The sequence below is a fragment of the Microbacterium sp. NPDC057658 genome, assembly GCF_042799975.1.
Classification (GTDB): Bacteria; Actinomycetota; Actinomycetes; order Actinomycetales; family Microbacteriaceae; genus Microbacterium.
In genome coordinates this window covers 512,437-537,314 of sequence record NZ_JBHVHT010000001.1, presented here as the reverse complement: position 1 = coordinate 537,314, position 24,878 = coordinate 512,437, and the positions used below count along the sequence as shown (strand labels likewise).

At 70.9% G+C, this 24,878-nt stretch carries 20 protein-coding genes and 1 pseudogene; 7 read left to right on the top strand and 14 right to left on the bottom strand.

Features of this window, described 5'->3' with window-relative positions:
• Positions 1-85 precede the first annotated feature (85 nt).
• From ACFU8V_RS02560 to ACFU8V_RS02550, 3 genes are all read left to right on the top strand, one after another.
• A complete protein-coding gene (locus ACFU8V_RS02560; RefSeq protein ID WP_378868789.1) occupies positions 86-1,594 on the top strand; it encodes a class I SAM-dependent methyltransferase in 1,509 nt (502 codons plus the stop codon).
• A gap of 28 nt (positions 1,595-1,622) precedes the next feature.
• Entirely contained in the window at positions 1,623-2,681 is a 1,059-nt protein-coding gene (locus ACFU8V_RS02555; protein WP_378868786.1) for an LLM class flavin-dependent oxidoreductase, read from the top strand.
• 97 nt (positions 2,682-2,778) lie between these two features.
• Positions 2,779-3,429: a dihydrofolate reductase family protein gene (locus tag ACFU8V_RS02550; RefSeq protein WP_378868783.1), complete on the top strand. Its 651-nt coding sequence runs from the start codon at positions 2,779-2,781 to the stop codon at positions 3,427-3,429.
• An 82-nt stretch (positions 3,430-3,511) separates the two neighbouring features.
• On the opposite strand, the gene ACFU8V_RS02545 is transcribed toward ACFU8V_RS02550, so the two are convergent.
• Entirely contained in the window at positions 3,512-5,275 is a 1,764-nt protein-coding gene (locus ACFU8V_RS02545; RefSeq protein WP_378868780.1) for an alkaline phosphatase family protein, read from the bottom strand.
• An 83-nt stretch (positions 5,276-5,358) separates the two neighbouring features.
• Here ACFU8V_RS02545 and ACFU8V_RS02540 point away from each other — a divergent pair, with 83 nt between their 5' ends.
• The 3 genes and pseudogenes from ACFU8V_RS02540 (at position 5,359) to ACFU8V_RS02530 (ending at position 6,056) form a co-directional block, all read left to right on the top strand.
• Positions 5,359-5,787 (top strand): PrsW family glutamic-type intramembrane protease, encoded by a 429-nt coding sequence (locus tag ACFU8V_RS02540; RefSeq protein ID WP_378868777.1) that lies wholly within the window; start codon positions 5,359-5,361, stop codon positions 5,785-5,787.
• Positions 5,721-5,891 (top strand): annotated as a pseudogene (locus ACFU8V_RS02535) (PrsW family glutamic-type intramembrane protease); the annotation flags it as partial. The gene ACFU8V_RS02540 and the pseudogene ACFU8V_RS02535, both read left to right, overlap by 67 nt.
• A 6-nt stretch (positions 5,892-5,897) precedes the next feature.
• A complete protein-coding gene (locus tag ACFU8V_RS02530) occupies positions 5,898-6,056 on the top strand; it encodes a hypothetical protein (RefSeq protein ID WP_378871888.1) in 159 nt (52 codons plus the stop codon).
• A 109-nt stretch (positions 6,057-6,165) separates the two neighbouring features.
• Here the strand turns inward: ACFU8V_RS02530 and ACFU8V_RS02525 are convergent, their stop codons facing one another.
• From ACFU8V_RS02525 to ACFU8V_RS02485, 9 genes are all read right to left on the bottom strand, one after another.
• Positions 6,166-7,209: an ABC transporter ATP-binding protein gene (locus ACFU8V_RS02525; RefSeq protein ID WP_126893785.1), complete on the bottom strand. Its 1,044-nt coding sequence runs from the start codon at positions 7,207-7,209 to the stop codon at positions 6,166-6,168.
• On the bottom strand, positions 7,209-8,009 hold the full coding sequence (locus ACFU8V_RS02520; protein WP_378868773.1) for an ABC transporter permease: 801 nt from the start codon (positions 8,007-8,009) through the stop codon (positions 7,209-7,211). Before ACFU8V_RS02520 ends, ACFU8V_RS02525 begins: the two co-directional genes overlap by 1 nt.
• Positions 8,010-8,011: 2 nt before the next feature.
• Positions 8,012-8,839 carry an ABC transporter permease gene (locus ACFU8V_RS02515; protein WP_378868771.1) on the bottom strand — a complete coding sequence of 276 codons (828 nt, stop codon included), beginning with the start codon at positions 8,837-8,839 and terminating at the stop codon, positions 8,012-8,014.
• A complete protein-coding gene (locus tag ACFU8V_RS02510) occupies positions 8,836-9,918 on the bottom strand; it encodes an ABC transporter substrate-binding protein (RefSeq protein ID WP_105950701.1) in 1,083 nt (360 codons plus the stop codon). The genes ACFU8V_RS02515 and ACFU8V_RS02510 overlap by 4 nt, the downstream gene beginning before the upstream one ends.
• 42 nt (positions 9,919-9,960) lie before the next feature.
• Positions 9,961-10,431, bottom strand: a complete 471-nt coding sequence (locus tag ACFU8V_RS02505; protein WP_025102846.1) for a DUF3830 family protein — start codon at positions 10,429-10,431, stop codon at positions 9,961-9,963.
• The gene (locus ACFU8V_RS02500) at positions 10,428-11,186 is read right to left on the bottom strand and encodes a gamma-glutamyl-gamma-aminobutyrate hydrolase family protein (protein ID WP_378868766.1); all 759 of its coding nucleotides are present in this window, start codon (positions 11,184-11,186) and stop codon (positions 10,428-10,430) included. Before ACFU8V_RS02500 ends, ACFU8V_RS02505 begins: the two co-directional genes overlap by 4 nt.
• Positions 11,183-12,673, bottom strand: a complete 1,491-nt coding sequence (locus ACFU8V_RS02495) for an aldehyde dehydrogenase family protein (protein ID WP_378868764.1) — start codon at positions 12,671-12,673, stop codon at positions 11,183-11,185. The genes ACFU8V_RS02500 and ACFU8V_RS02495 overlap by 4 nt, the downstream gene beginning before the upstream one ends.
• A gap of 115 nt (positions 12,674-12,788) precedes the next feature.
• Positions 12,789-13,814, bottom strand: a complete 1,026-nt coding sequence (locus ACFU8V_RS02490) for an Lrp/AsnC family transcriptional regulator (RefSeq protein WP_378868761.1) — start codon at positions 13,812-13,814, stop codon at positions 12,789-12,791.
• Positions 13,815-13,956: 142 nt separating this feature from the next.
• Positions 13,957-16,524 carry a fibronectin type III domain-containing protein gene (locus ACFU8V_RS02485; protein WP_378868758.1) on the bottom strand — a complete coding sequence of 856 codons (2,568 nt, stop codon included), beginning with the start codon at positions 16,522-16,524 and terminating at the stop codon, positions 13,957-13,959.
• A gap of 243 nt (positions 16,525-16,767) precedes the next feature.
• Between ACFU8V_RS02485 and ACFU8V_RS02480 the strand changes: the two genes are divergently transcribed.
• Entirely contained in the window at positions 16,768-18,195 is a 1,428-nt protein-coding gene (locus ACFU8V_RS02480) for a CCA tRNA nucleotidyltransferase (protein WP_378868755.1), read from the top strand.
• Between the two features lie 88 nt (positions 18,196-18,283).
• Here the strand turns inward: ACFU8V_RS02480 and treZ are convergent, their stop codons facing one another.
• The 4 genes from treZ to ACFU8V_RS02460 are packed head-to-tail and all read right to left on the bottom strand — an operon-like array spanning position 18,284 to position 24,823.
• On the bottom strand, positions 18,284-20,026 hold the full coding sequence (gene treZ, locus ACFU8V_RS02475; RefSeq protein ID WP_378868752.1) for a malto-oligosyltrehalose trehalohydrolase: 1,743 nt from the start codon (positions 20,024-20,026) through the stop codon (positions 18,284-18,286).
• Complete coding sequence (gene treY / locus ACFU8V_RS02470; protein WP_378868749.1) at positions 20,023-22,371, bottom strand: malto-oligosyltrehalose synthase; 2,349 nt, start codon at positions 22,369-22,371, stop codon at positions 20,023-20,025. Before treY ends, treZ begins: the two co-directional genes overlap by 4 nt.
• On the bottom strand, positions 22,368-24,542 hold the full coding sequence (gene glgX / locus ACFU8V_RS02465; RefSeq protein ID WP_378868746.1) for a glycogen debranching protein GlgX: 2,175 nt from the start codon (positions 24,540-24,542) through the stop codon (positions 22,368-22,370). Before glgX ends, treY begins: the two co-directional genes overlap by 4 nt.
• A complete protein-coding gene (locus ACFU8V_RS02460; RefSeq protein ID WP_025102837.1) occupies positions 24,539-24,823 on the bottom strand; it encodes a hypothetical protein in 285 nt (94 codons plus the stop codon). Before ACFU8V_RS02460 ends, glgX begins: the two co-directional genes overlap by 4 nt.
• Positions 24,824-24,878: the final 55 nt, after the last annotated feature.

Below are 24,878 nucleotides of genomic sequence, written 5' to 3'. Positions count from 1 at the left end.
TCGAACGCCGGGAGGAGGCGGATCGTGAGTACTGACCCTGCGATTCTAGGAGGCCGGAGGGAGGAGAACCCTGAAGACGCGTAGAGTGACGGCCGTGTCCGACACCCCCGCCCCCCATCCCGACCCGCTCCGCAGTGCCGCGTTCGCCGCGGATCTCGACGCCGCCGACCTCCGATCCGAGCCCCTGCGTCGCCTCTGGGGAGAGGAGGCGGACGATGCCCTCGCCCGCGGCCTGCGCGAACCCATCCTGCGGGCGATCGCCGGGGACGAGGGCGTGCTCGCGACCCTCGGACGTCTCCTGGTGCTCGGGCTTCCGCAGCCCCGCGCGGCGGTGGAGCGCGCCCTGCCCACCCTCGGCGTGGACGGTCTGGAGGCCCTGGGGCTGGCGACGGTCGACGCCGACTCCGTGATCCCGGTCGCGCTGCTGCGCCCGCAGTCGTTCGTCGACGAGGACGGTGTCGGGGAGTGGTGGATCGCGAGCGATCTGGACGAGGTCGCCCTCGACGGTCCGCTGCCCGCCGATCACGTGCTCGGCGTGGGCGGGGCCTCGCGCACGCTCGCCGAGACGGTCGTGCCGCTCGCGGTGGATCGTGCCCTCGACCTCGGCACGGGCTGCGGCATCCAGGCGCTCCTCGTGGCGCGGCGAGCCGGCCGGGTCGTCGCCACCGATGTCTCCCGCCGAGCACTCGCCTACGCCGCGCTGAACGCGCAGCTCAACGGGGTCACGAACATCGAGTTCCGCCACGGCAGCATGTTCGAGCCGGTCGCCGGGGAGGCGTTCGACCTCATCGTCTCGAACCCTCCGTTCGTGATCACCCCCCGAACCGAGGGGGTGCCCGCCTACGAGTACCGCGACGGCGGTCTCGTCGGCGACGCGCTCGTCGAGCAGTTCGTGCGCACGGCACCGGCGCATCTCACCCCGGGCGGCATCGCCCAGCTGCTGGGCAACTGGGAGTCCCGCACGGGGATCACGGGCCTTGCCCGGCTGGACGCGTGGGTGCCCGCCGACCTCGACTTGTGGGTGGTGGAGCGGGAGGAGCTGTCGCCCCTCGCGTACGCCGAGCTCTGGATCAGGGACGGCGGCATCACGCCGCGCGACGCCGCGTTCACTCCGCTGCTCACCGCGTGGCTCGACGACTTCGCGGCGCGGGGCGTGACCGCGATCGGCTTCGGCTACGTGCTGCTCCGCCGGGGGCAGGGCGAGCCGCTGCGGCGGTCGGAGCGTGTCTCGCAGCCCGTGGCGAACGTGGGGGCGGCGCTCGCTCTCGGCCTGGCGGCCCACGATGCGCTTGCCGGGGGACTGCCCGACACCCTCGTCGTGGCCCCTGACGTCACGGAGGCGCGACACCTGCTTCCCGGCAACGACGACCCGAGCGTGATCGAGCTGCGTCAGGGCGGCGGATTCGCGCGAACGGTCGCGGTGGACCCGGCGCTGGCCGGGTTCGTCGGCGCCTGCGACGGGGAGCTCCAGGTGCTGCAGATCGCCCCCGCCCTTGCCGACCTCTTCGAGGTGCCCTTCCCGCAGCTGTGGGCGGAGCTCGAGCCGCGCATCCGGGGACTCGTGCTCGACGGCTTCCTCCTCCCGGGGGAATAGTCCCGGCTTCCATGCGTTCGAATACACCATGAAGGCTTTCGGATTCCTCTCGTTCGGTCACTACGCCGACGTGCCCGGCTCGGCGACCCGCACCGCGGGCGACATGCTGAAGCAGACCATCGAGATCGCGGAGGGCGCGGACGAGCTCGGCGTCAACGGCGCCTATGTCCGCGTGCACCATTGGGCCCGCCAGGCGGCGTCCCCGATGCCGTTGCTGACGGCCATGGCCGCGCGCACCGAGCGGATCGAGGTCGGCACCGGCGTGATCGACATGCGCTACGAGAACCCGTTCCAGTTCGCGGAGGAGGCGGCCGCACTCGACCTCATCGCGGACGGCCGGATCGCGCTCGGCGTGAGCCGTGGGTCACCCGAGACGGCGCTGCGCGGCTACGAGACCTTCGGCTTCCGCGACGACGAGGACCCGGAGCGTGGCAGCGTGCTCGCACGGGAGAAGTTCGAGATCTTCCTGCGGGCCATCGACGGCGAGCGACTCGCCCCCGGCGACCCCCGCATGGTGGGCGCGGGACAGTACCTCGCGATCGAGCCGCAGTCGCCCACGCTGCGCGACCACATCTGGTGGGGCTCGGGTTCGCGCGCCACGGCCGAGGAGACCGGACGCCAGGGACTCAACATGATGAGCTCGACGCTCGTCACGGAGGCCACGGGTCAGCCGTTCCACGAGCTGCAGCGCGAGCAGATCGAGCTCTTCCGCTCCGCCTACCGCGAGGCCGGCCACACCGGGTCGCCGCGCGTCTCGGTCAGCCGCAGCGTGTTCCCGCTCGTGTCGGATATGGACCGCGCCTACTTCGGGCTGCGCAGCGAGGAGAACGCCGACCAGATCGGCATCATCGACGGGTTCCGCTCCACGTTCGGCAAGACCTACGCCGCGGAGCCCGATGTGCTCATCGAGCAGCTCCGGCAGGACGAGGCCGTCATGGCCGCGGACACCCTCATGCTGACCATCCCGAACCAGCTCGGGCCGGAGTACAACCTGCATGTGCTCGAGGCGTTCGCGGAGCACGTGGCGCCGGCCCTCGGGTGGAAGCCCAACACGGAGGGACCGGTCCAGGGCGACCCCGTGGCCTGATCCGGCACGGCGGTCCGCTCTTGACAGGGGCCGCGGGACGCCCGACGCTGGGGACGGCGCGCCGACCGGCGCCCGTCCCCACCGCTTCGGAGGCACCATGACCCGCGTGCGCGTCGACCTCAACATCACCCTCGACGGCTTCGCCACGACGACCGATCAGACCCCGGAGAACCCCTTCGGCGAGGACTGGGGACGACTCACCGCGGCCTACACGGCGACCCGCACCTTCAAGGAGCGCGTCTTCCACGACACGAGCGGCGCGGGCACCACCGGGGTGGACGAGAAGTACGCGGCGCAGTACTTCCAGGGCATCGGCGCCGAGATCATGGGCGCCGGGATGTTCGGGCTCCACGCGAACCCGGACGACCCGGAGTGGCGCGGCTGGTGGGGCGAGGAGCCGCCGTTCGAGGTGCCGGTGTTCGTCCTCACGCATACTCCGCGCCCATCGATCGAGTTCGCGAACGGCACGAGCTTCCGCTTCCTCTCCGCGACCCCGGAGGAGGCGCTGCGGGAAGCCGTGGCGGTGGCCGGAGGACGTGACGTGCGCGTCGGCGGCGGGGCGACCACGGTCCGGGAGTTCCTGCGCGCGGGGCTCGTCGACGACCTGCACGTGGGCATCACCCCCATCCTCACCGGCAGCGGCATCCGACTCTGGGATGACCTGCGCGGCCTCGAGGCCGGCTATCGCGTGACGTCCGAGGTCGCGGAGTCCGGAGTGACCCACATCACGTTCTCCCGCGAGGGCTGAGGCGCCGGCACACGGTCGCGGAATCGCACCGGGGTCGCGGGGGATTCCCGGAAGCTCTGCGACCTCGTGCGGAAGTGCGGCGTCAGAGCGGAGGGCCGAACAGCTCCTCGCCGTGCTCGTGGAGGAGCCGGAACGCGTCGGCGAAGGTCTCCGGTTCCTTCTCGCCCGGCGCGCCGTAGCGGGCGAGGAGGAGCCCGAGCAGGCCGCGGGCGGGAGGCGTGAGCGGCTTGAGGTGATCGGCCTCGTTCGGCTGCGGGGTGCCGTCTTCGGGGTTCGGCGGGGTGTACGCGGGTGTGGTGACGGGCCAGTCGGCCGGGCGCCGCGGCTTGTCGAGGTTCACGACGTTGAGCAGCGTGTTGGCCGATTGGTCCCGGTCGTTCAGCGGCTCCAGGCCGTGCAGGCGCGACAGCGTGGCCGTGACCGATCCGTGGTGCATCTCGTCGTGGATGATCGTGCCGCGCCGCGTGTACGCCGACACCGCGATCGCCGGGACACGACAGCCGAGCCGGTCGAACGTGAAACCCATCTCCCCGGCGCCGGCGTCCTTCGTGGGTTTCGTGGCCGCGGGCGGCGGCACATGGTCGTAACAGCCGCCGTGCTCGTCGAAGGTGATGAGCAGCAGGGTGTTCACGGCGTTCGAGCCGCCGGGCGTCGCGCTCGTGCGCACGGCCTCGTAGATGTCGTGGATGAGCCGATCGCCCGCCCGCACATCGGAGATGGCGCTGTCGAACACGGGCTCGCCGTCGACCACGCTCTCCCGCGGCTTCCCGAACGGCGGATGGAAGTCGTTGTGGTCGTAGACCATCCGGGGTTCGATGAACGCGTAGGCCGGGAGGGTGCCGTTCTTCGCGTCGGCGTAGAAGTCCTCCATCGTGCCGAAATGGTCCGTGCGCCAGTACTTCTCGAGCACCGCCGCATGCAGCATCCCCGTGAAGGAGACCAGCTGGAGCTTGTCGATGTAGATCCGCCAGCTCACCTTGCGGTCTTCCAGGCGGTTGAACACCGTCGGTGCGGCCGGGGCGTCGAGCCACTTCCGGTAGCCGCCGCCACCCTGATTCGTCACGAAGCCGTGCGAGGTCGAGGCGTGGAAGAAGGAGCGGTTGCAGAAGGTCTGGGAGGGCACTCCGGCGTACCAGTGGTCGAACACGGCGAACTCGGCGGCGAGGGTGGAGAGCACCGGGAGCATCTCCGGCGAGAACGAGCCCATGATGTGCCGCGCTTCGTCCAGGCTCGGCTCCTTCCCGTCGCGCAGTCGGCGGAAGTTGATGATGTAGTCCTCGAGGAACCCGGACATCGTCGCCTTCTCCCCGTGGGTGGGGGCGTTGAAGGGCGTGGTCATCTCGTCGACGAACAGGTCGGCGTTGGTCTTCGGATCGACGGTGCCGAAGATCTGCGTGTTGACGTGCGGGTACTCCTCACCCGGGTCCGGATCGGGGAGGCTCATGATGCGATCCGTGTCCCCCCGGTAGACGTGCGCCTCCACCACCGTGCCGTCCGGGGCGGTGTTGCTGTGGGTGCCGAACGCGAGACCTTCGAAGGTCTCGCCCGCCGGCAGCGTCTCGGCCGTGTAGAGGTAGCCGAGGAGGTTGTCGAAGGAGCGGTTCTCGCCCATCACCACGACCACGTGATCGAAGCCGGGCTCCGAGCGGGGCGCGAGTGCGGCGAACGGATCCGGATCGTCGGCGAAGCCGTCCCGGCCTCCGGCCCCGGCAACGGAGGCCCCGATCGCCGCTCCTCCCGCGCCCCCGATCACCGCTCCGGCCAGGGCGGCACCGCCCACGGTGAGGAATCCGCGCCGGGAGGGGTCGCGGGGAGAGGCGCCGGAGGGTTTGTCGTCGTCGACCATGCCGCGATCCTATGACCGTGCGAGCCCGTGCAGCATTCCGGTGTCCCAGGAATGTCGCGGAACGGGTCTGGAAGGATCGGGGAGTGCATTCCGCGGTCGTCCCTCCGACGTTCGTCGCCCGCTGGATCGCTCCGCGGGGTGCGCGGTCGTGGACGTCCTCGCTGCTCGCCGTGGCCTGGGGCGCCGGCGCGGCCGTGCTCCTCGCCACCGGGATCGGCGCGTGGTCTGCCGAGCAGGCGATGTACGTGGACGATCAGGGCATCCTCCGGGAGGCGATGCCCACGATGTGGGTGCTGACGCCCGTCGTGGAGGAGGTGGGGAAGGGCCTCGGGGTGCTGCTCATCCTTCTGCTCGCACGGCGGATCGGGCTGCGTGGCGTGCTCTTCGGCGCGATGGTCGGGGCCCTGGTCGGCGTCGGTTTCGCAGCGGTGGAGGTGCCTCCGCGATCGCGGCGGACATCGCGGCGAACGATCTCGGCTCCGGCATCGCGACCTGGATCGTCCGTACCCTGACCTTCCCCACCCATGCCGCGCTCACCATCTGGACCGGCGCGGCGCTCGGTCTCGCTCTCGACGCCCGACGCGCCTGGTCGCGCCCGCTCCTCGCGCTCGCCGGACTCCTCGTGGCGATCGGGGCCCACGGCGCGATCAACCACGGGAACGTGGCCGGCGCCACAGACCAGGCCTCGTTCTTCATGGCGCTGGGCCCGGCCTTCGGCTGGATCGTGGTGTCGACGATCCTCGCCGTGACCCTCCGTCTCGTGCTGACCCGCCGGGTCTGAGCTGCCCGGTCGGACGGGCACAGCTTCGGAGATCGCGGCCGACACGCCGCCGTGCGGGGTGGCCGTCCGGCGCGTCGGGGCTGATCTCCGAAGCTGTGCGCGGGGTGGCTCAGGCGGCGGGGATCCAGAGGACGGCGCCGTCACGCCAGCCGAGACCGGCCGCGCCCTCGGGGAGCGGGTCCTCGTGCCGGGGACGGACCACACGGAGGCGGCGCCCCGCGAGCTCGACGATGTAGACGACGTCGGCGCCGCGGTAGACGTGCGCGATGACCTCGACCGGGACGGGGGCACCCGGACCCGCCGCGGGCGACAGATGCAGATCCTCCTGCCGGAGCACGACCTCGCCGGAGCCGTCCGGTCCGGCGCCCGTGAGCGGGACCTGCACGGAGGTGCCGTCGAGGGTCGCGATCGCGCCGGAGCGCGTGGCGGGAAGGAGGTTCGCGGCACCGATGAAGTCGGCGGCGAAGGGCGTGAGCGGGGCGCTGTACAGCTCCGCCGGCGCGCCCTCCTGTTCGATGATCCCGCCGTTCATGAGCACGATCCGGTCGGAGAGGCTCATCGCCTCCTCCTGGTCGTGCGTGACGAACACGGTCGTGAGACCGAGCGTGCGGTGCAGTTCCTTGAGCTCGACCTGCATGTCCTCGCGCAGACGCGCATCGAGGTTCGACAGCGGCTCGTCGAGGAGGAGCACGCGCGGCTCGAACGCGATGGCGCGGGCCAGGGCCACGCGCTGCTGTTGTCCGCCGGAGAGCTGCGCGGGCATGCGATCGGCGAGGTGGCCCATCTGCACACGCTCCAGCGCCCGGACGGCGAGCTCCTTCTGCTCCGTCTTCGACTTCTCGCCCGACATCCGCAGCCCGAAGCGCACGTTCTCGGCGACGCTCATGTGCGGGAAGAGCGCATAGCTCTGGAACATCATGCCGAGGTGACGCTTCTCGGGCGGCAGCTTCGTGACGTCCTGCCCGGCGATCTCGATCGTGCCGCTCGTGGGCGACTCGAGCCCGGCGATGCAGCGGAGGAGCGTCGTCTTCCCGCAGCCCGACGGGCCCAGGAGCGAGACGAACTCGCCGGACCGCATCGAGAGGTCGATGCCCTTGAGCACCTTCGTCCCCTTGAAGTCCTTGGTGAGTGCAGTGATGGTGAGCGTTGTCATCAGACGAACAACCTTCCCAGGCCGATGATGCGTTCGAGGACGATCATGAGGACGACGGTGAGCAGGACCATCAGGGTCGAGACGGCCGCCACGGTGGGCGACGTGCTGAACTCCAGCTGGCCGTAGATGGCGATGGGCAGGGTCTCCAGCTGCGGGGTGCGCAGGAAGAGGGCGATGACCGCATCGTCGAACGAGATGTTGAAGGCGAAGAACGCTCCGGCCGCGATGCCCGGACGCGCAATGGGCAGCACCACGAGCCGGTAGCGGTTCCAGGTGCCGGCGCCGAGGGTGCGCGCGGCCTCCTCCGTGAAGTGGTCGGCACGGGTCATCACGCCGGTCACGGTGCGCATGACGTAGGGGATCGCGATGACCACATGGATCGCGATGAGCACGCCCACGTTCGGGGACCCGATCGTGAGCGAGGCGATGGAGAGGGCGCCGATCGCGAGGATGATCGTGGGGATCGTCAGCGGCGACATCAGCAGCGCCTGGATCGCCGCGCCTCCCGGAACGCGGAACCGCGTCAGCGCGAGGGCGGCCGCGGTGCCGATGGCGGCGGCGAGGATCGCGACCGACACACCCACCACGAGGCTCAGGCGGAACGGTTCCAGGTAGGTGTCGGAGGTGAGGGCCTCCACGTACCAGTCGAGCGTGAAGCCCTGGCCGGGGAACGTGAGGAAGCGGTTCTCTCCCACCGAGGCCCCGGCGACGACGAGCAGCGGGACGAGCATGTACAGCGTCACGATGACGCCGAGGAGGATCGCGAGGATACGGCCGAGGATCGGGACGGAACGGACCATGGTCACGCCTTCTGCTTCCCGAGCCGGGAGGTGGCCGCGAGCACGAGCATCACGCCCGCGAACAGCAGCACGGCCTGCGCCGCCGCGAACGCCCAGTCGAGGTTGGTGGTCGCGTCGACGTAGATCGTCTGTGCGAACACGGGGATCTGCGAGCCGCCGATGAAGCGGGGGGTGATGAAGGAGCTCACCGAGAGCACGAACACCAGGGAGGCGCCGGCGACGATGCCGGGCACCGACAGCGGCAGCACGACGTGCCGCAGCGTGCGCCAGAATCCGGCGCCGAGGGTGCGGGAAGCCTCCTCCAGCTGCGGACGGATGCCGGAGATGACGCCGAGGATGCTGAGCACGGCGAACGGCAGCAGCACCTGCACCATCGCGATCACGACGCCGGTCTCGGTACCGAGGAATCCCTGCGTGCCGCCGACGAGGAACTCCGCGCCGGGGATCTGCATCATCAGGCCGGACGGCCCCATGAGCACCACCCAGCCGAAAGTGCGGACGACGACGCTCGTCATCAGCGGCAGGATCACCACGATGAGGAGGAAGGAGCGCACCTTCGAGCCGGCGCGCGCCATGATGTACGACAGCGGGACGGCGATGACGAGGGTGATCACCGTCTGGATCACCCCCAGGCGGAGCGATCGCAGCGCCGCCTGGAGGTGATACTCGCTCGCGAACAAGCGGGTGAAGTTGTCGAGGGTGAACCCGCCTGCCGGCGATTGCACGCTCATGAGCAGCATGCCGGCCACCGGGGTGACGAAGGCGAGCGCGAGCAGCACGATCGCCGGCAGGAGCAGGAGCCAGGGCTCCTTACGGGTTCGGACGCTCATTTGGTGATCAGCGCATTCCACTCGTCGGTCCACGCCTGACGCGACGCGGCGATGTCGCCCGGGGCGTAGACCACGACGTCGTCGAGCTCGTCGCCGGTGAGCACGGCCTCGGCCGCCTCGTCCGACAGCTCGGCCTTCGTGTTGACGGGGGAGTAGCGCATGTTCTCCGCGAAGACGGCCTGCGCTTCGGGGCGCAGCTCGTAGTCGATGAAGAGCGTCGCCAGCTCGGGGTTGTCCCGACCCTCGACGACGTTCGCCGTGATGAGCGACGCGGTGGCGCCCTCCTCCGGGACGATGAACTCGACGGGGAGACCCGCGTCCTGCAGGGTGCCCGCGTAGTCCATCGCGTACGGGGCCAGCCAGGTGCCGCGCTGGGCGAAGGCGGTCTGCAGGTCCGGCGAGGTGGGGACGACGATCGCGTCGCCCGAGGACGCCAGCGCCCCGAGGTCGGCGATGGCCGCGGACGGGTCCTCGATGCCACCCCCGAGCGCATCGGCCACGCGGAGCATCGACAGCACCCCGTAGGTGTTCGAGAAGTCCGTCAGGGCGACGTGACCGGCGTAGGCGTCGTCGAAGAGGTCTTCCCAGGACGTCGGCGCCGGGGCGTCGGCCTCGGTGTTGTAGACGAGCCCGATGGGCGCGAGTTGGATGACCGGACCCTCGCCGCGCTCGAGGCCGGCGGTCGCGATGTCGATGAGGTCCCCCGACGCGGACAGGTCGTCGGCGGCGATCGGGGCGATGAGGCCCTGCTCCGCTGCGGTGAACTCCTGTCCGCCGGAGAAGTGCACGACATCGATCTGCGGGCTCGCCTTCTGGGCGGTGACCTGGGCGAGGGCGTCGGCGCTGTACAGGGTGATCAGCTCGACCTTCGCTCCGGTCTCCTCCTCGAACGGGTCGACGACGGCCTCGATGAAGGCCTTCTCCCAGTCTCCGCCGAACGACGTGACGACCAGGGTCTCGCCGGCGAACTCCTTGTCACCACCGGACGAGGACTCGCCGTCGCCGGACGCGCAGCCGGCGAGGACGAGGGCACCGGTGGCGACGAGCGCGCCGGCGGTGAGGATTCTGCGGGTGTTCATGCACTGCTCCTTCGGGATGGGTCCAGCACGGGGGGTGGACGCCTAGACCAGGCGTCCGATGGTGAGCTGCTTCGCTCCGTCGATGCGGATCGCGGCGCTCTCCTGAGCGAACTCCGCGAGTCCTTCGGTGATGCCGGCCCAGATGTTGACGGGTGTCCATCCGAGGGGGCCGAGAATACGGGCACCACGATCGTAGAAGACTCCGATCTCGTACCACTCGAACGGCAGTCCGCCCATCTGCATGGGGCGCTGCCAGTACCACTGCAGGTCACCCGGTGCGGGCACGACCTGCTGGTTCTCCGCGGGCACGGCCTCGGGGTCGAAGTTCTGGGCCTCCTCGGGAAGACCGACCATGACCTCGGGTCCGGCGTACATCGCGTGCATCGCCTGCATGGTGACCGGCTTTTCCAGCGCGCCCCACATCGCCTCGCACGTGCGAGGGGCGAGGTCCTCGAACAGGGTGGCGACGGCGCGGACGCCGTTCTCGTACTCGAGGAAGACCTGCTTGGTCATCGTGTTCCTTTCTGGCCAGCGGACGGTTCCGCTGCGCGTTCACGGGCGGCCGCGACGAACGCCGCGAACAGCGGGCGCTCCTCGGCGGCCTCTTCGGGGGCTGTCATCTTCTCGGGGTGCCACTGCACCGCCCAGATGGCCCAGTCGTCGTCCGACTCGACGGCCTCGACGATGCCGTCGGGTGCCCAGGCGACGGGGTGCAGCCCGGGGGCCGGGGTGTCGACGGACTGGTGATGGATGGTGTTGACGGTCCTCGTCGTCGTCCCGTAGAGCGCGGCGAGCCTGCTGTCCTCCGCGAACGCGACGGCGTGCCGGGCGGAGAGCTGCTCGTCTGCTCCTCGCACCGGGTGATGGTCGGCCGTGGCGGGGATGTCGACGATGAGCGAGCCGCCGAACGCGACGGTGCAGACCTGGAGCCCGCGGCAGATCGCCAGCACCGGCAGGCCGCGTTCCCGGGCGCCGAGGGCGAGCGCGATCTCGTAGCCGTCGCGGGCCGAGTCGTAGGACTTCCCGTCCTGGGGCTCGGCGCCGTAGTGCGAGGGGTGCAGATCCTCCCCGCCGGAGAGCACCAGCCCGTCGAGCCGATCGAGGACCTCGTCGACACCGGCGGTCGGCGGCAGCAGCACGACGGCGCCGCCGGCGGCCTCGATCGGCGTGGCGTACTCGGTGCCGAGGCTGTGCGCGGGGCGGCCCGTGCCGAGGTCGGTGTCGATGGCGCGGCGCCAGGTGGTGATGCCGATGAGCGGGCGGGTCACGACAGCTCGATCCACGTGGTCTTCAGGTCGGTGAACTTCTCCATCGCGTGCAGACTCTTGTCGCGCCCGAAGCCGGAGCCCTTGACCCCGCCGAAGGGGATGGTCATGTCGCCCTCCTCGAAGCAGTTGACCCAGACGACACCCGCCCGCAGCCGGCGGGAGAGGGTGTGCACGGCGTTGAGGTCGGTGCTCCACAGCGCGGCGGCGAGGCCGTACTCGGTGCCGTTGGCGATGGCGAGGGCGTCCTCGACGTCGTCGTACGCGATGACCGACAGCACGGGGCCGAAGACCTCGCGCTGCGCCACCTCGTGCGCGGGGGTCACGCCGAGCACGACGGGGGCGAAGTAGCTGCCGCCGTCGACGGCGGAGAACCGTTCGGTGCTGCCGGCCGCGAGCTCGGCGCCGTCGGCCTCCGCGCGCTCGACGAACCCGGCGATCCCGGCGAGCTGCTTCTCGCTGACGATCGCCCCCATCGACGTGGACACGTCGAACGGGTCTGCGGGAAGGCTCGTGCGGGCGACCTCGGCGGCGATCTCCAGGGCCCTGTCGTAGTGCGCGCGGGGGACGAGCAGCCGGGACGAGGCCGTGCACATCTGCCCCTGGTTGTAGAAGCAGCCGTCGGCCGTGGCCCGGACCGCCCGCTCCAGATCGGCGTCCGGGAGCACGAGGCTCGCCGTCTTGCCGCCGAGCTCCGGCCACACGCGCTTGCCGTTCGACGCCGCGGCGTATCCGAGGAACCGGCGGCCGACCTCGGGCGAGCCCGTGAACGTGACGACGTCGACATCGGGGTGCTCGCCGAGTGCGCGGCCGGCGACGTGGCCGGCGCCGGGGGTGACGTTCAGCACGCCGGCCGGGAGGCCGGCCTCGTGGGCGAGCTCGGCCAGGCGCAGGGCCGAGAAGGTGGTCTGCTCGGCGGGCTTGAGGACGACGCTGTTGCCGACGGCGAGAGCGGGGGCGAGCTTCCAGGCCGTCATCGTGAGCGGGAAGTTCCACGGCACGACCGCGGCGACGACGCCGGCCGGTTCGCGGGTGACGAGCGCGAGGCTGTTCGGGGCGGTGACGGGGAGCTCGTCGAGCACCTTGTCTGCGGCCTCGCCGTACCAGCGGAAGCAGTTCACGACCGCGCGGAGTTCGGTCTGCAGCGCCTCGCGCACGGGCTTGCCCATCTCGAGGGAGATGGTGAGGGCGAGTTCTTCGGCGTTGTCGTGGATCTTCTGCGCGAAGGCGATCAGCAGCTGGCCGCGCTCCCGGGGGGCGATGCGCGACCAGACGCCCGCGTCGAACGCGGCACGGGCGGAGCGGACCGCGCGGTCGATGTCGGCGGCGGAGGCGGCCGCGATCGGAGGCAGTGCCCGGCCGTCGCGGGGGCTGATCGGTGCGAGGGGCTCGGCGGCCCCGTCCTCCCAGGAGCCGTCGATGAACATGCGGGTGTGCAGCGACAGCGCCGCCGCGCGGTCCGCCCAGTCGTCTCCAGTTGCCGTGAACACGGTCGTCCTCTCCAGGGGTGAAGGCCCTGGAAGGGATACTCGCTCTATTTCGCCATTGCGTCAAGGCAATGCGAACGATTCCGCCATTTCTTTACACGTCCGTAACAGAATCGGCCTACAACCGGATGGCTCCCGTCGGCATGTCCTGCGCCAGCGCCGCCGGCGCCTCGTCCACGATCAGCGACCCGCGGAGCACCGGCGTGATGACGACGAGCGACTCGACGACCTCCAGCCCGTCGTGGCCCGCCACCGCGGGACCGGTGAGGAAGTCGTAGAACTCGTCCGCGTCGCGCACGAGCACGTTCATGAGGAGCTGCGACGTGCCGGTCGTCGCGACGATGAACTTCACCTCGGGGGCGGCGGCGAGGGCGGATCCCACCTTCTCCAGCCGATCCATCGGCACCCGCAGCCACACGAGTGCCTCCAGCCCGAGGCCGAAGAGGCTCGGGACGATCTCCGTGCGGGGGTGCATGAGACCGCGGCGGTTGAGCGATTCCATCCGTCGGCGCGTCGTGGTGACGTTCAGTCCGAGCGCGCGGGCGAGCTGTGCGACGGGCATCCGTCCGTCCTTCAGCAGGAGTCGGATCAGCGCCTCCTCGTCCTCGCTCAAGGCGTCCGACGGGTCGACCTCGGACCCGGAGGACTCGTCCAGCATCCGAACCTGCTCGTCGGACAGCACCCCCACCCGCCAGTCGTGTCCGGAGCGGAAGAACTTCAGCACCGTGGTGACGTTGATCGACGCGATGCCCTCCACCTCGGGGAAGTCGGTGAAGAGCAGTTCGCGGATCGATGCGTCGTCGTGGGGGAGGAGCATGCCGGCGATGTCGCTGCTGCCCTCGAGGACCGACACGGACGACGCGTCGGCACGACGCGCCAGGGTGCGGGCGACGTGCCAGAGCGCATGGGGTTCGGTCGTGATCCGGAAAAGGACGGCGCGGGCATGGAGCACGCGGGCGGGGTCGACGTAGGTCGAGACGCGCACGAGGCCGCGGTCCAGGAGACGCTGTCCGCGGCGGGCGACCGTCCGCTCCGGGAGGTCGACCACGCGGGCGATCTCGCCCCAGGACGCGCGGCCGTTCACCTGCAGGGCCGCCGCGACGATCCGATCGGTCTCATCGGCCAGGGCATCGTTCGCGGGCACGGGTTCTCCTTCGCGGGTCGGGCACGTGAAGGTTATCCCAGACCCGGAGGGGACCGGTGCATGGTCCGAGGCGAGAGCCGGGGGAGACGGCACGGGCGCCGCCGGAGGACCGGCGGCGCCCGTGGAGGGACAGACGATCGGGTTACCCGGCGTCCGTCGTCTCGACGACCGCGGTCGCACGACGGCGACGCAGCGCGAACAGACCGAGGCCGGCGGCGAACAGCACGATGGCGCCGATGACGAACGGCGTGCTGTCCGCACCGGTCGTCGCGAGGTCGCCGTCGGTCGCGCCGCCCGAGTCGCTCTCACCGGGGACGATCGCGCCGCCGTCGCCGTCAGCCGCTGCGGTCACGGTGAGGGAGGCCGTCACCTCGGTGCCGTCGGGGAGGATCACGGCGAGTGTGTGCGTCCCCGCCGGGGTTGCCGCGGGGATGGTGATGGTGCGCGAGAACGTGCCGTCGGCCGCGACCGTGACCGTACCGAGCGCGACCGGGTCGGACCGCAGCTCGAGGGCGAGCTCCGCGCCGGCCGCGAAGCCGCTTCCGGACACCGCGAGCGCGCCGCCGGCCGCGACCGAGGACGCGCCCAGCTCGACCGTCGCGGGCTTCTCCGGCTCCGGCTCCTCCGTGACCGGCGGGGTGACACCGGCCTCGGTGACCCACTTCTCACCAGCATCCGACTTGGTCACCGTGAACGTGTCGTAGACGGCGCCGACGGGGAGGTCGGTCGTGGCGTCCGGCTGCTTCTCGGCGAGGTACGACCGATAGACGAGCTGGTTCTTCGAGACGTCGATCACCTGGTACGTCGTCACGCCCTGACCGCGCAGCACCTGCGTGGCGCCGTTGTTGGTCCAGACGTTCTTCTCCGGCGTCTCCAGGTCGTAGTGCTTCGCGCCGGAGTTCGACACGACGTAGACCGGGCCGGTGGTGAGGCCTGGAGTCTCGGTCGCATCCGTGTTCACGTAGCCGCGGGCGTACGTGTGGTCGTGGCCCATGAGCACGAGATCGATGTCGTTGCGCTGGAAGACGGGCAGCCACTCGGCGCGGAGCACCGGCTCGTCACGACCGGCCGAGGCCGAGAAGACCGGCTGGTGGAACGTGACGACGTTCCACTTCGACGGGCTGTTCTGCAGCAGCAGGTCGAGCCAGGCGGCCTGGAAGCGCGTCCACAGGGTGCCGATCTGGGACGACGGGCACTCCGCTCCCGTGCAGGACGGGAGCCCGGCCGGGGTGAGGAAGGTCGTGTCCCGGGTCGCGTTCAGGGTGATGAAACGGACGCCCTGGTAGTCGGTGTAGTACGCGGTCTCGGCGGCGAACGAGCTCCAGTGGTCGAAGAACGCGCGGTACTGCTGCGCGACCTCGGAGTCGCCCTTCGCGAGGTCCGCCAGCTCGCCGATCGAGCTCGTCGACGGGTTGTTGTGCGGGTACTCGAACGCGGCCTTCCACGCCGTGAGCAGCTTGTCGCCCGAGTACTCGTGGTTGCCGGGGGCGGCCATGACGTTGGTGCGGACCGCCGAGTCCTTCATGCCCTGGAACCAGTTCAGCCACTCGTTCTCGTTGCTGGAGGTGTTGATGAGATCGCCGGCGTGCACGGAGCCGATCGAGCGAGGAGCGTGTGCCTCGGCCTGCTTCACGACGCTCGGCCATGTGGTGTCGAGACCGATCTGGGCGTCGCCGTAGTAGATGAACTGGAAGTCGTTCGCCTTCGGGTCGGCGGTGCGGAACTCGTACCAGTCGCTCCAGCTCCCGGGGAGACCCACCCGGTAGCGGTACGCCGTGGCGGGGGTGAGGTCGGTGACCGTGGCCGAGAAGTGCTTGTTAGGGTTGCCGTTCACGACACCGGCGTCGTACGCGTCGACCGTGCGGGTGGCACCACCGGTCGCGAGGCCGATCTCGACCTGGCCGACCGTGTGCGAGGCGTCGCCGGCGAGCCAGGAGAACGACTGCGACACCTCGGGCTTCTCGGTGGGGGTGAGGATGACACGGGTCGGCGGGGCGACCACGGGCGTGCCGGGGTCGGAAGCCTTCACGAGGGTGAGCGATGACATGTCGAAGTAGATGTCGGAGCTGGACGCGCGGTCCTGGAACAGCGACACGGCGATCGTGTTCGTGCCGTCACGGAGCAGGTCGCCCTCGGCGCTGAACGTGCTGGTCAGCGGGTCGCCGTTGGAGTCGCCGGCGTACTCGACGTTGGTGGTGTCGGTGATGCGGCCGTCGACGTAGCGGGCGACCTCCTCGCCGTTGATCCAGACGATGATGGCGTCGTCGTAGGTGATGGTGCTCTGCAGAGCGGCGACCTGCTCGGCGACGCCGGCTTCGAGTTCGAACGTGGTCCGGAAGAAGTAGGTGGGCACGGTCGGGGCCGCGGCGCCGTCGAGGTAGTGGTTGAGGAGCGTCTTCGGCGTCTGCGGGCCGACGGGGGCGAGCTTCCCGCCCTTGGCGCCGAACGAGCCCGGTGCGGTCTTCCACGCGCTGTCGTCGTAGGCCGGCAGGGTCCAATCGCGCAGTGCGGCCGGGGCAGGGGACGGGTCGGAGCCGTCGTCGAGGTAGTGCCAGGGGGTGTCGCCGGTGACGAGCGATCCGGTGGGCACCTCGGGATCGGGCGCGGCGAGGGCCGCGGGGGCGACGACGGCGCCGCCGAGCACGGCGAGCAGCGCGACGGACGTCAGTCCGCGACGCCGCCACCGCACCGCAGGGGTGGGGGAGGTCATGTCAGTCCTTCGTGGGTGGGTGTCCGTGCTCAGCCGCACGGGGCGCCCCCAGCCCAGCGGAGCCGGATGACCGCGGTCTGACATCGAGGCGACGGGGAGGTGAACGCGGCGCGGGCGGGCACAGCTTCGGAGATCGCCCGAGACACGCCGGGGGTACCGGCTCGGAGCCGGCGCGTCGGCCGGAAGCTCCGAAGTCGTGCCCGGTCCGGAAGGGGTGGAAAGCGGGCCGGTACGCTGGAACCCATGCTCAACATGGCCGACGGCCTCGCCCGTCTCGGCGCGCTCGCCGAGAATCCCGTCGTCCGCACCCTCGCGGAGGCCTTCGACGAAGCCGGTTTCGAGCTCGCCGTCGTCGGCGGTCCGGTGCGCGATGCGCTGCTCGGCCGTGAGACGCACGACCTCGACTTCACGACGAGCGCCTCGCCGGACGAGATCCTCGCGATCGTGAAGCCGGTCGCCTCCGCGCACTGGGACATCGGTCGGGCCTTCGGGACCATCGGCGCCCGGGTGCGGGGCGAGCAGGTCGAGATCACCACCTATCGCGCCGACAGCTACGACGGCGTGACGCGCAAGCCCACCGTGGAGTTCGGCGACTCGATCGACGGCGACCTCGTCCGCCGCGACTTCACGGTCAACGCGATGGCCCTCCAGGTGCCCGCGGTGAAGCTCGTCGACCCGACCGGCGGGGTCGAGGACCTCGTGGCGGGGGTGCTGCGGACACCGACGGATCCCCGGGTGTCGTTCGGCGACGACCCGCTCCGGATGCTGCGCGCCGCCCGGTTCAGCGCGCAGCTCGGCTTCACGGTGGAGGAGGACACGGAGCGGGCGATCACCGAGCTCCGCGAGACCCTGACGATCGTGAGCCCGGAGCGCGTGCAGTCCGAGCTCGTGCGCCTCATGCAAACCGACGACCCCGTCCGCGGCATCCGGGTGCTGGTGGAGACCGGACTCATCGAGGAGTTCCTCCCCGAGGTCAGCGCCCTCAAGCTCGAGGTCGACGAGCACCACCACCACAAGGACGTCTACGAGCACTCGCTCACGGTGCTCCGTCAGGCCATCGCGCTCGAGCACGCCAGGAACCCCGGGGCCCCGGCGGATGTGCCGCTGCGGATCGCGGCTCTGCTCCACGACATCGGCAAGCCCCGCACGCGCAAGCTCGAGCCGGGTGGCGCGGTGACCTTCCACCACCACGACGTCGTCGGCGCCCGGATGGCCCGCAAGCGGCTGCAGGCCCTGCGCTTCGACTCGGCGACCACGGATGCCGTCGCGACCCTGATCGAGCTGCATCTGCGGTTCTTCGGCTATGCGGAGGGGGCGTGGACGGATGCCGCCGTGCGCCGCTACGTCCGCGATGCCGGGGACCTGCTGGAGCGGCTGCACATCCTCACGCGCGCCGACGTCACCACGCGGAACAAGCGCAAGGCCGCGCGGCTCGCCGCCGCCTACGACGACATCGAGTCCCGGATCGCGGCTCTTCGCGAGCAGGAGGAGCTCGACGCGATCCGTCCGGAGCTCGACGGCAACCGCATCCAGGAGGTCCTCGGCATCTCGCCGGGCCGGGAGGTCGGCGCGGCGTACAGGTTCCTCCTCGATCTGCGCCTCGACGAGGGCGTGCTGGGTGAGGACGTCGCGGAGCAGCGTCTCCGCGAGTGGTGGGCTTCGCGCGGCTGACTTCTGCCGACCCACCCCCTTGCGTGCCTCCCGGCCCCCTGCGCCCGCACGTAAAGGGCCGGGCCGACCGCAGAGGGGTGGGTCGACCTCAGTTGATGATGGCGGCGGCGTCCGGGGGGAGAGTCAGGAGCGTGGGGGTGCTCGACGCGGGGGCGGTTGTGAGGAGGAGTTCGGCCGTCGAGGGCACCGCGAACGTTGCGGGGGTGGGGGAGAGGTTCACGAGCACCGACACTCCTCCGCGATCGATGCGGTAGACGCGGTGCTCGGGGCGGCCGTCCGTCTCCCGGACCTCGACCGTCGTGTGCGCGGAGTCCGGGTCGGTGAGCTCCGGTCGCGCTCGCCGCAGTCGCGCGAGGTCGCGGTACAGCGCCAGGAGCCGGGCGTGCACCGGCGCCTCGGCCTCCGCCCAGTCGAGGTGTGAGCGACGGAAGGTGTCGGGATCCTGCGGGTCGGGGACCGCATCCGGATCCCAGCCCATGCGGGCGAACTCCGCCGTGCGACCCTCGGCGACCGCGCGGCCGAGTTCGGGCTCGGGGTGGGCGGTGAAGAACTGCCACGGTGTCGTCGCGCCCCACTCCTCGCCCATGAAGAGCATCGGGGTGCCTGGGGCCGTCAGCGTGAGGACGGCGGCCACCGCGAGTCGATCGGGGGGCAGGGTGGCGGAGAGCCGGTCCCCGGCCGCGCGGTTCCCGATCTGGTCGTGGTCCTGCGCGAAGGTCACCAGCCGCCAGCTCGGCACCTCGGCCGGGATCGGGGACCCGTGCGGACGGTCGCGGAAGGACGAGAAGGTGCCGTCGTGGAAGAACCCGCCCTCCGTCACCTTGGCCACCGCCTCGGCCGCGGCGAAGTCGGCGTAGTACCCGGCGGTCTCCCCGGTGAGCGCGACGTGCACGGCATGATGCCAGTCGTCCGACCACTGCGCCGTGAGTCCGTAACCCCCGGCTTCCCGCGGCAGGATGAGCGTCGGGTCGTTGAGGTCGGACTCGGCGATGAGGGTCAGCGGCCGATTCTGCTGCGCGGAGAGGGCGTCCACCCGTTCGGAGAGCTCCCGCAGCAGGTGCACGGGCCGCCGGTCGTGTAGGGCGTGCACGGCGTCGAGGCGGAGGCCGTCGACGTGGAAGTCGTGCAGCCACATCAGGGCGTTGTCGAGGATGTACTCCCGCACCGCGTCCTCGTCGAGGTTCACCGAGTCGCCCCACGTATTGCTCTCGCCCTCGCGCAGGTACGGACCGAAGAGGGGGAGGTAGTTCCCGCTCGGACCGAGGTGGTTGTAGACCACGTCCTGCACGACGGCGAGCCCGTGCGCGTGGGCGGCGTCGACGAAGCGCTGATACGCCGCAGGGCCGCCGTACTCCTCCTGCACCGCGTACCAGAGCACGCCGTCGTATCCCCAGTTCCAGGCGCCGTTGAAGGCGTTGACGGGCAGCAGCTCGACGTGGGTGACGCCGAGGTCGACGAGATGCGCCAGGCGGCCGATCGCCGCGTCGAGCGTGCCCTCCGGCGTGAAGGTGCCGAGGTGCAGCTCGTAGATCAGCCCGCCCGCGAGCTGCCGTCCGGTCCAGGAGGCGTCGGTCCAGGCGAAGGCCGCGGGGTCGAACGCCGCCGAGGCGCCGTGCACGCCGTCCGGTTGCCGCCGCGACCGAGGGTCCGGGCGCAGGTCGTCGCCGTCGTCGAGCAGGAAGCCGTAGCGCTCCCCGTCCGCGAGGACGAGGTCGGCGGTCCAGTGCCCCTCAGCGGTCGCCGTGAGTTCCCGCTCCTCCACGGTCGTTCCCGCGGCGTCGAGGCGTCGCACCCGCACACGACGCGCCTTCGGCGCCCACACCGAGATCATCGGGCCAGCTCGATCAGGGCGACCGGATACGTGTCGAGCAGCTCCGCCAGCCGCACCGGCCCGGGCGGGACCCGCCGACCGGTGAGGAGGTCGGTTCCCGGCAGCTCGGGCCGCATCAAGACCGTGTCGCCCCAGCCGCCGCGGCGCGCCAGCGTCACCGGCAGCCGCGTGGCCACGGCGGTCGCGCCGCCGCGGTGCACGGCGACGGCGTGGTCGGCGGCCGCGCCCTCGACGACGGCCGGCCGGTAGAAGCGGAACAGCTCCGGGTTGTCCCGCCGCAGTCGCAGGGCCCGCGAGGTCACCAGCAGCTTCGCGGCACCGGAGTCGTCGATGGGCGGGAGCACACCGCGGGCGTGGTCCGCGTCGAGCTCCCGCAGCATCCGGGCGCGCAGAGCGAAGTCCACGGGTCGACGGTTGTCGGGGTCGACGAGCGAGAGGTCCCACAGTTCGGTGCCCTGGTAGACGTCGGGCACGCCGGGGCCGGTGAGCTGCAGCAGCTTGGCGGAGAGGGAGTTCGAACGGCCCGCATCGACGATCTCCGCCACGAACCGGTCGAGGATCGGCGCGGCGTCGCCCTCCACGGATCGCGCGATCGCGGCCAGACCCTCCTCGAAGGCCGCGTCCGGATGCTGCCAGGTGGTCCGCTCGGCGGCCTCGCGCGCGGCCTTGGTGGCATAGGCGAGGAGCCGGTCGGAGGGCAGCGGCCAGGCTCCGACGGCGGCCTGCCAGATCAGCGCGTCGAGGGGACCGTGTCCGGTGGTCGCGACGGCGCGCAGCTCCGCCAGCACCTCGCCCCACCGCTCCGGGATCTCCGAGAGCACGGACAGGCGTGCCCGCACGTCCTCCGAGCGCTTCGTGTCGTGCGTGGAGAGCGTCGTCATCGAGTGCGGCCAGGCGGCCAGTCGTGCCCGCTGCGCGTCGTGGAACTCCTCGACCGACAGGGCGGGGATCGACGGATCGGCGCCGACCTCGGTCAGCGTCCCGAGGCGGGTGAACCGGTAGAACGCGGTGTCCTCCACGCCCTTCGCCATCACGGCGCCGCTCACCTGCGGGAACCGCTGCGCGACCTCGAGCGAGGGGTCGACCAGGAGCGGTTCGAGCGCCGCGAAGGCGGCGGAGAGGTCGGGGCGTCGACGCCGGGCCTCCGCGAAGGCGGCGCACAGGTGCTCGCGACCTTCGGGGAGATAGGAGCGGTACACGGGGAAGCAGGCGAGGAGCTCGGCGAGGGCGTCGTCGGCGCGCACGATCCCGTGGGGGAGCGTGCGGACCAGGCGGCGCACCTCCGCCGCCAGGAGCGTGTCGGCGATCATCCGCTTCGTGTCGTGGATGAGGTCGTGCCAGGGGAGCGCGTCCGGGAGGCCGGTCTCCGCGCGGAGCCGGGCGTCCAGGCGGTCCAGTGCGGCCACCCCCTCCGCGTCGACGAACAGACGGTCGAGCTCGGCCAGCGCGTCGTATCCGGTCGTCCCGTCGGTCCGCCACCAGGCCGGCAGGGCCTCGCCGGGCTCCAGGATCTTCTCCACGAGCGTGTACGCGCGTCCGGTCGCGTCGGCGAGCTGCTCCAGATACGCACCGGGGTCGACGAGGCCGTCCGGATGATCCACCCGCAGCCCGTCCGCCAGTCCGGTCCGGAGCCAGCGCAGGATCTCCCGATGCGACTTCGCGAAGACGTCGGGGCGCTCGACCCGGATGCCGGCGAGCTCGGAGACCGCGAAGAATCGGCGATACGTGAGATCGGTGTTCTGGTCCTCCCAGAATCGCAGCTCGTAGTTCTGGGCCGCCAGGAGTGCCGGGAGGTCGTCGGCCAGCGCCGCGGTGCCGGGGGCGAGCGGCAGCTCGTGCTCGAAGTAGCGCAGCACCCCGTCCGGCGCATCGGCGGCCGGGGTGGTGTCGACGTCGAGCTCGCCGTTCGCGACGACCTCCTCCGGGGTCGCGCCCAGCAGCGGGAGCAGGAGGCGTCCGCCGCCCGCCGCCCAGTCGATGTCGAACGCCGCGGCGCGGCGGGTCTCCCGTCCGAGCCGCAGCACCTCCCACCACCACGGGTTCTGCCGCGGAACGGCGACCCCGACGTGGTTGGGCACGATGTCGGCGAGGATCCCGAGCCCGGCCGTGCGCGCCGCCGAGGCGAAGCGCACGAGGCCTTCCTCGCCCCCGCGGTCGGGGTCGACGCGCCCGTGGTCGACGACGTCGTAGCCATGGTTCGAACCCGGCGTCGCCGCCAGCAGCGGCGACAGATACGCCCAGGACGCGCCGAGCTCGGCGAGGTAGCCGACCACATCGGCCGCCGCTTCGAGGGGGAAGCTGCCGCTGATCTGGAGGCGATAGGTCGACAGCGGCCTGTCGGTCATGAGGCGGCCTGCTCGCTCTGCGCGCGGAGCGAGGCGTCGACGGAGTCATCGGTGTCGACGGGCTCGCCGTCGATCTCCTGCAGCACGAGCATGGCCTTGCCCTCGAGCGGCACGGTGTCGCGGGCGCGGAGGTTCCGGTCGCCCAGCTCGCCGGCGGTGTCCACCGCGACGAGCCATTCCGCACCGTGGCGATCGTCCGGCAGGGCGAGGTCGACGGGCTCGTCCCCGCTGTTGAAGTAGACGAGGAAGTTCACGTCCTCCACGGGTCGCCCTCGCCGGTCGTTCTCGCGGATCCCGCGGCCGTTGAGGAACATGCCGACAGAGCGTCCGAAGCCCGAGTCCCAGTCCTCCGGGGTCATGCGGGCGCCGTCCGGTCGCAGCCACACGACGTCGGGGATGCGCTCGCCGTCCTCGTCCGCGACCGGGCGTCCGTCGAAGAAGCGGCTGCGGCGGAAGGCCGGATGGTCGTGCCGGAGCCGGGCGACCGCCGCCGTGAACTCCACGAGCGGCAGGTCGGCCGCCTCCCAGTCGATCCAGGTGAGCTCGTTGTCCTGCGCGTAGCCGTTGTTGTTGCCGTGCTGCGTGCGGCCGAGCTCGTCGCCGTGGGAGATCATCGGCACGCCCTGCGAGAGCAGCAGCGTCGCGAGGAAGTTCCGCTGCTGACGCGCTCGGCGGCGATTGATGTCGATGTCGTCGGTCGGTCCCTCCGCGCCCATGTTGTCGGAGCGGTTGTGGGATTCGCCGTCGTTGTTGTCCTCGCCGTTGTCCTCGTTGTGCTTCTCGTTGTAGGAGACGAGGTCGCGCAGCGTGAAGCCGTCGTGCGCGGTGACGAAGTTGATGGAGGCGACGGGTCGTCGGCCGGAGTGCTCGTACAAGTCGGCGGACCCGGTGAGGCGGGAGGCGAACTCGCCGAGGGCCTGCGGCTCCCCGCGCCAGAAGTCGCGCACGGTGTCGCGGTACTTGCCGTTCCACTCCGTCCACTGCGGCGGGAAGTTGCCCACCTGATAGCCGCCGGGTCCGATGTCCCACGGCTCGGCGATGAGCTTCACCTGGGAGACGATCGGATCCTGCTGCACGAGCTCGAAGAAGGCCGCGAGGCGGTCGACGTCGTAGAACTCGCGGGCGAGGGTCGCCGCGAGGTCGAAGCGGAAGCCGTCGACGTGCATCTCGGTCACCCAGTACCGCAGCGAGTCCATGAGAAGTTGCAGGGCGTGCGGGTTGCCCGCGTTCAGGCTGTTGCCCGTGCCGGTGTAGTCCGTGTAGTACCGCTTGTCCTCTTCGAGCCGGTAGTACGCCTCGTTGTCGATCCCGCGCATCGAGAGCGTCGGACCGAGGTGGTTGCCCTCCGCCGTGTGGTTGTAGACCACGTCGAGGATGACCTCGATGCCGGCCTCGTGGAGCGCGCGCACCATGGCACGGAACTCCTGCACCTGCTGACCGTCCTGACCGCCGGCGGCATAGGCGTTGTGCGGGGCGAAGAAGCCGAGGGTGTTGTAGCCCCAGTAGTTCGACAGGCCCTTGTCCTGCAGCACCGAGTCGTTGACGAACTGGTGCACGGGCATCAGCTCCAGGGCGGTGATGCCGAGGCGCTGGAGGTGCTCGACGACCGCCGGATGCGCGATGCCGGCGTAGGTCCCGCGCAGCTCCTCCGGCACCTCGGGGTGCCGCTGGGTGAGCCCCTTCACATGGGCCTCGTAGATGACGGTCTCGGCGTACGGCGTCTTCAGCGGCCGGTCGCCGCCCCACTCGAAGAACGGGCTGACGACGACGCCCTTCGCCATCGCGCCCGCGGAATCGTCGTCGTTGCGGGAGTCAGGGTCGCCGAAGTCGTAGCCGAACAGGGACTGACCCCAGTCGATCTCGCCGGCGACGGCCTTCGCGTACGGGTCGAGGAGCAGCTTGTTCGGATTGAACCGCTGCCCCTGCGCGGGGTCGTACGGGCCATGCACCCGATAGCCGTAGTGCTGCCCGGGCTGGACCGTGGGCAGGTAGCCGTGCCAGACGAAGGCGTCCACCTCCGTGAGGGGCACGCGCGTCTCCGTGCCGTCCGCGTCGAAGAGGCAGAGCTCCACGCGCTCCGCGCCCTCGCTGAAGAGGGCGAAGTTGGTGCCCTGCCCGTCGAAGGTGGCCCCCAGCGGGTAGGCGGACCCGGGCCAGACCTCGCGGCTCATCCGGCGAGGGCGTGGTCGCGCGAACCCGCGGCCATGGCACTGACGATGCTGACGGCATGGTCGTAGTCGTACACCTGAGCGATCTCCACAGCCCGAGGATACGGGTGTCCGAGGTAGCAGACATAGAGCGGCGGCACGACCTCGATGTACCCGACAGGGGCGTCGTGCGCGACGACGTACCGGTCGAAGTCGATCCGCTCGCAGGCCGGCTCGATCGCGGCGGGGTGGGCCGCGTCGGCGCGCTGCGAGGAGCCAGTGCTGGTGGGGGTGTGGACGTTCATGGCGCCTCCTGACTCGTGATGGGACCACGATAGGAACCGGGAACGGATCCGAGAA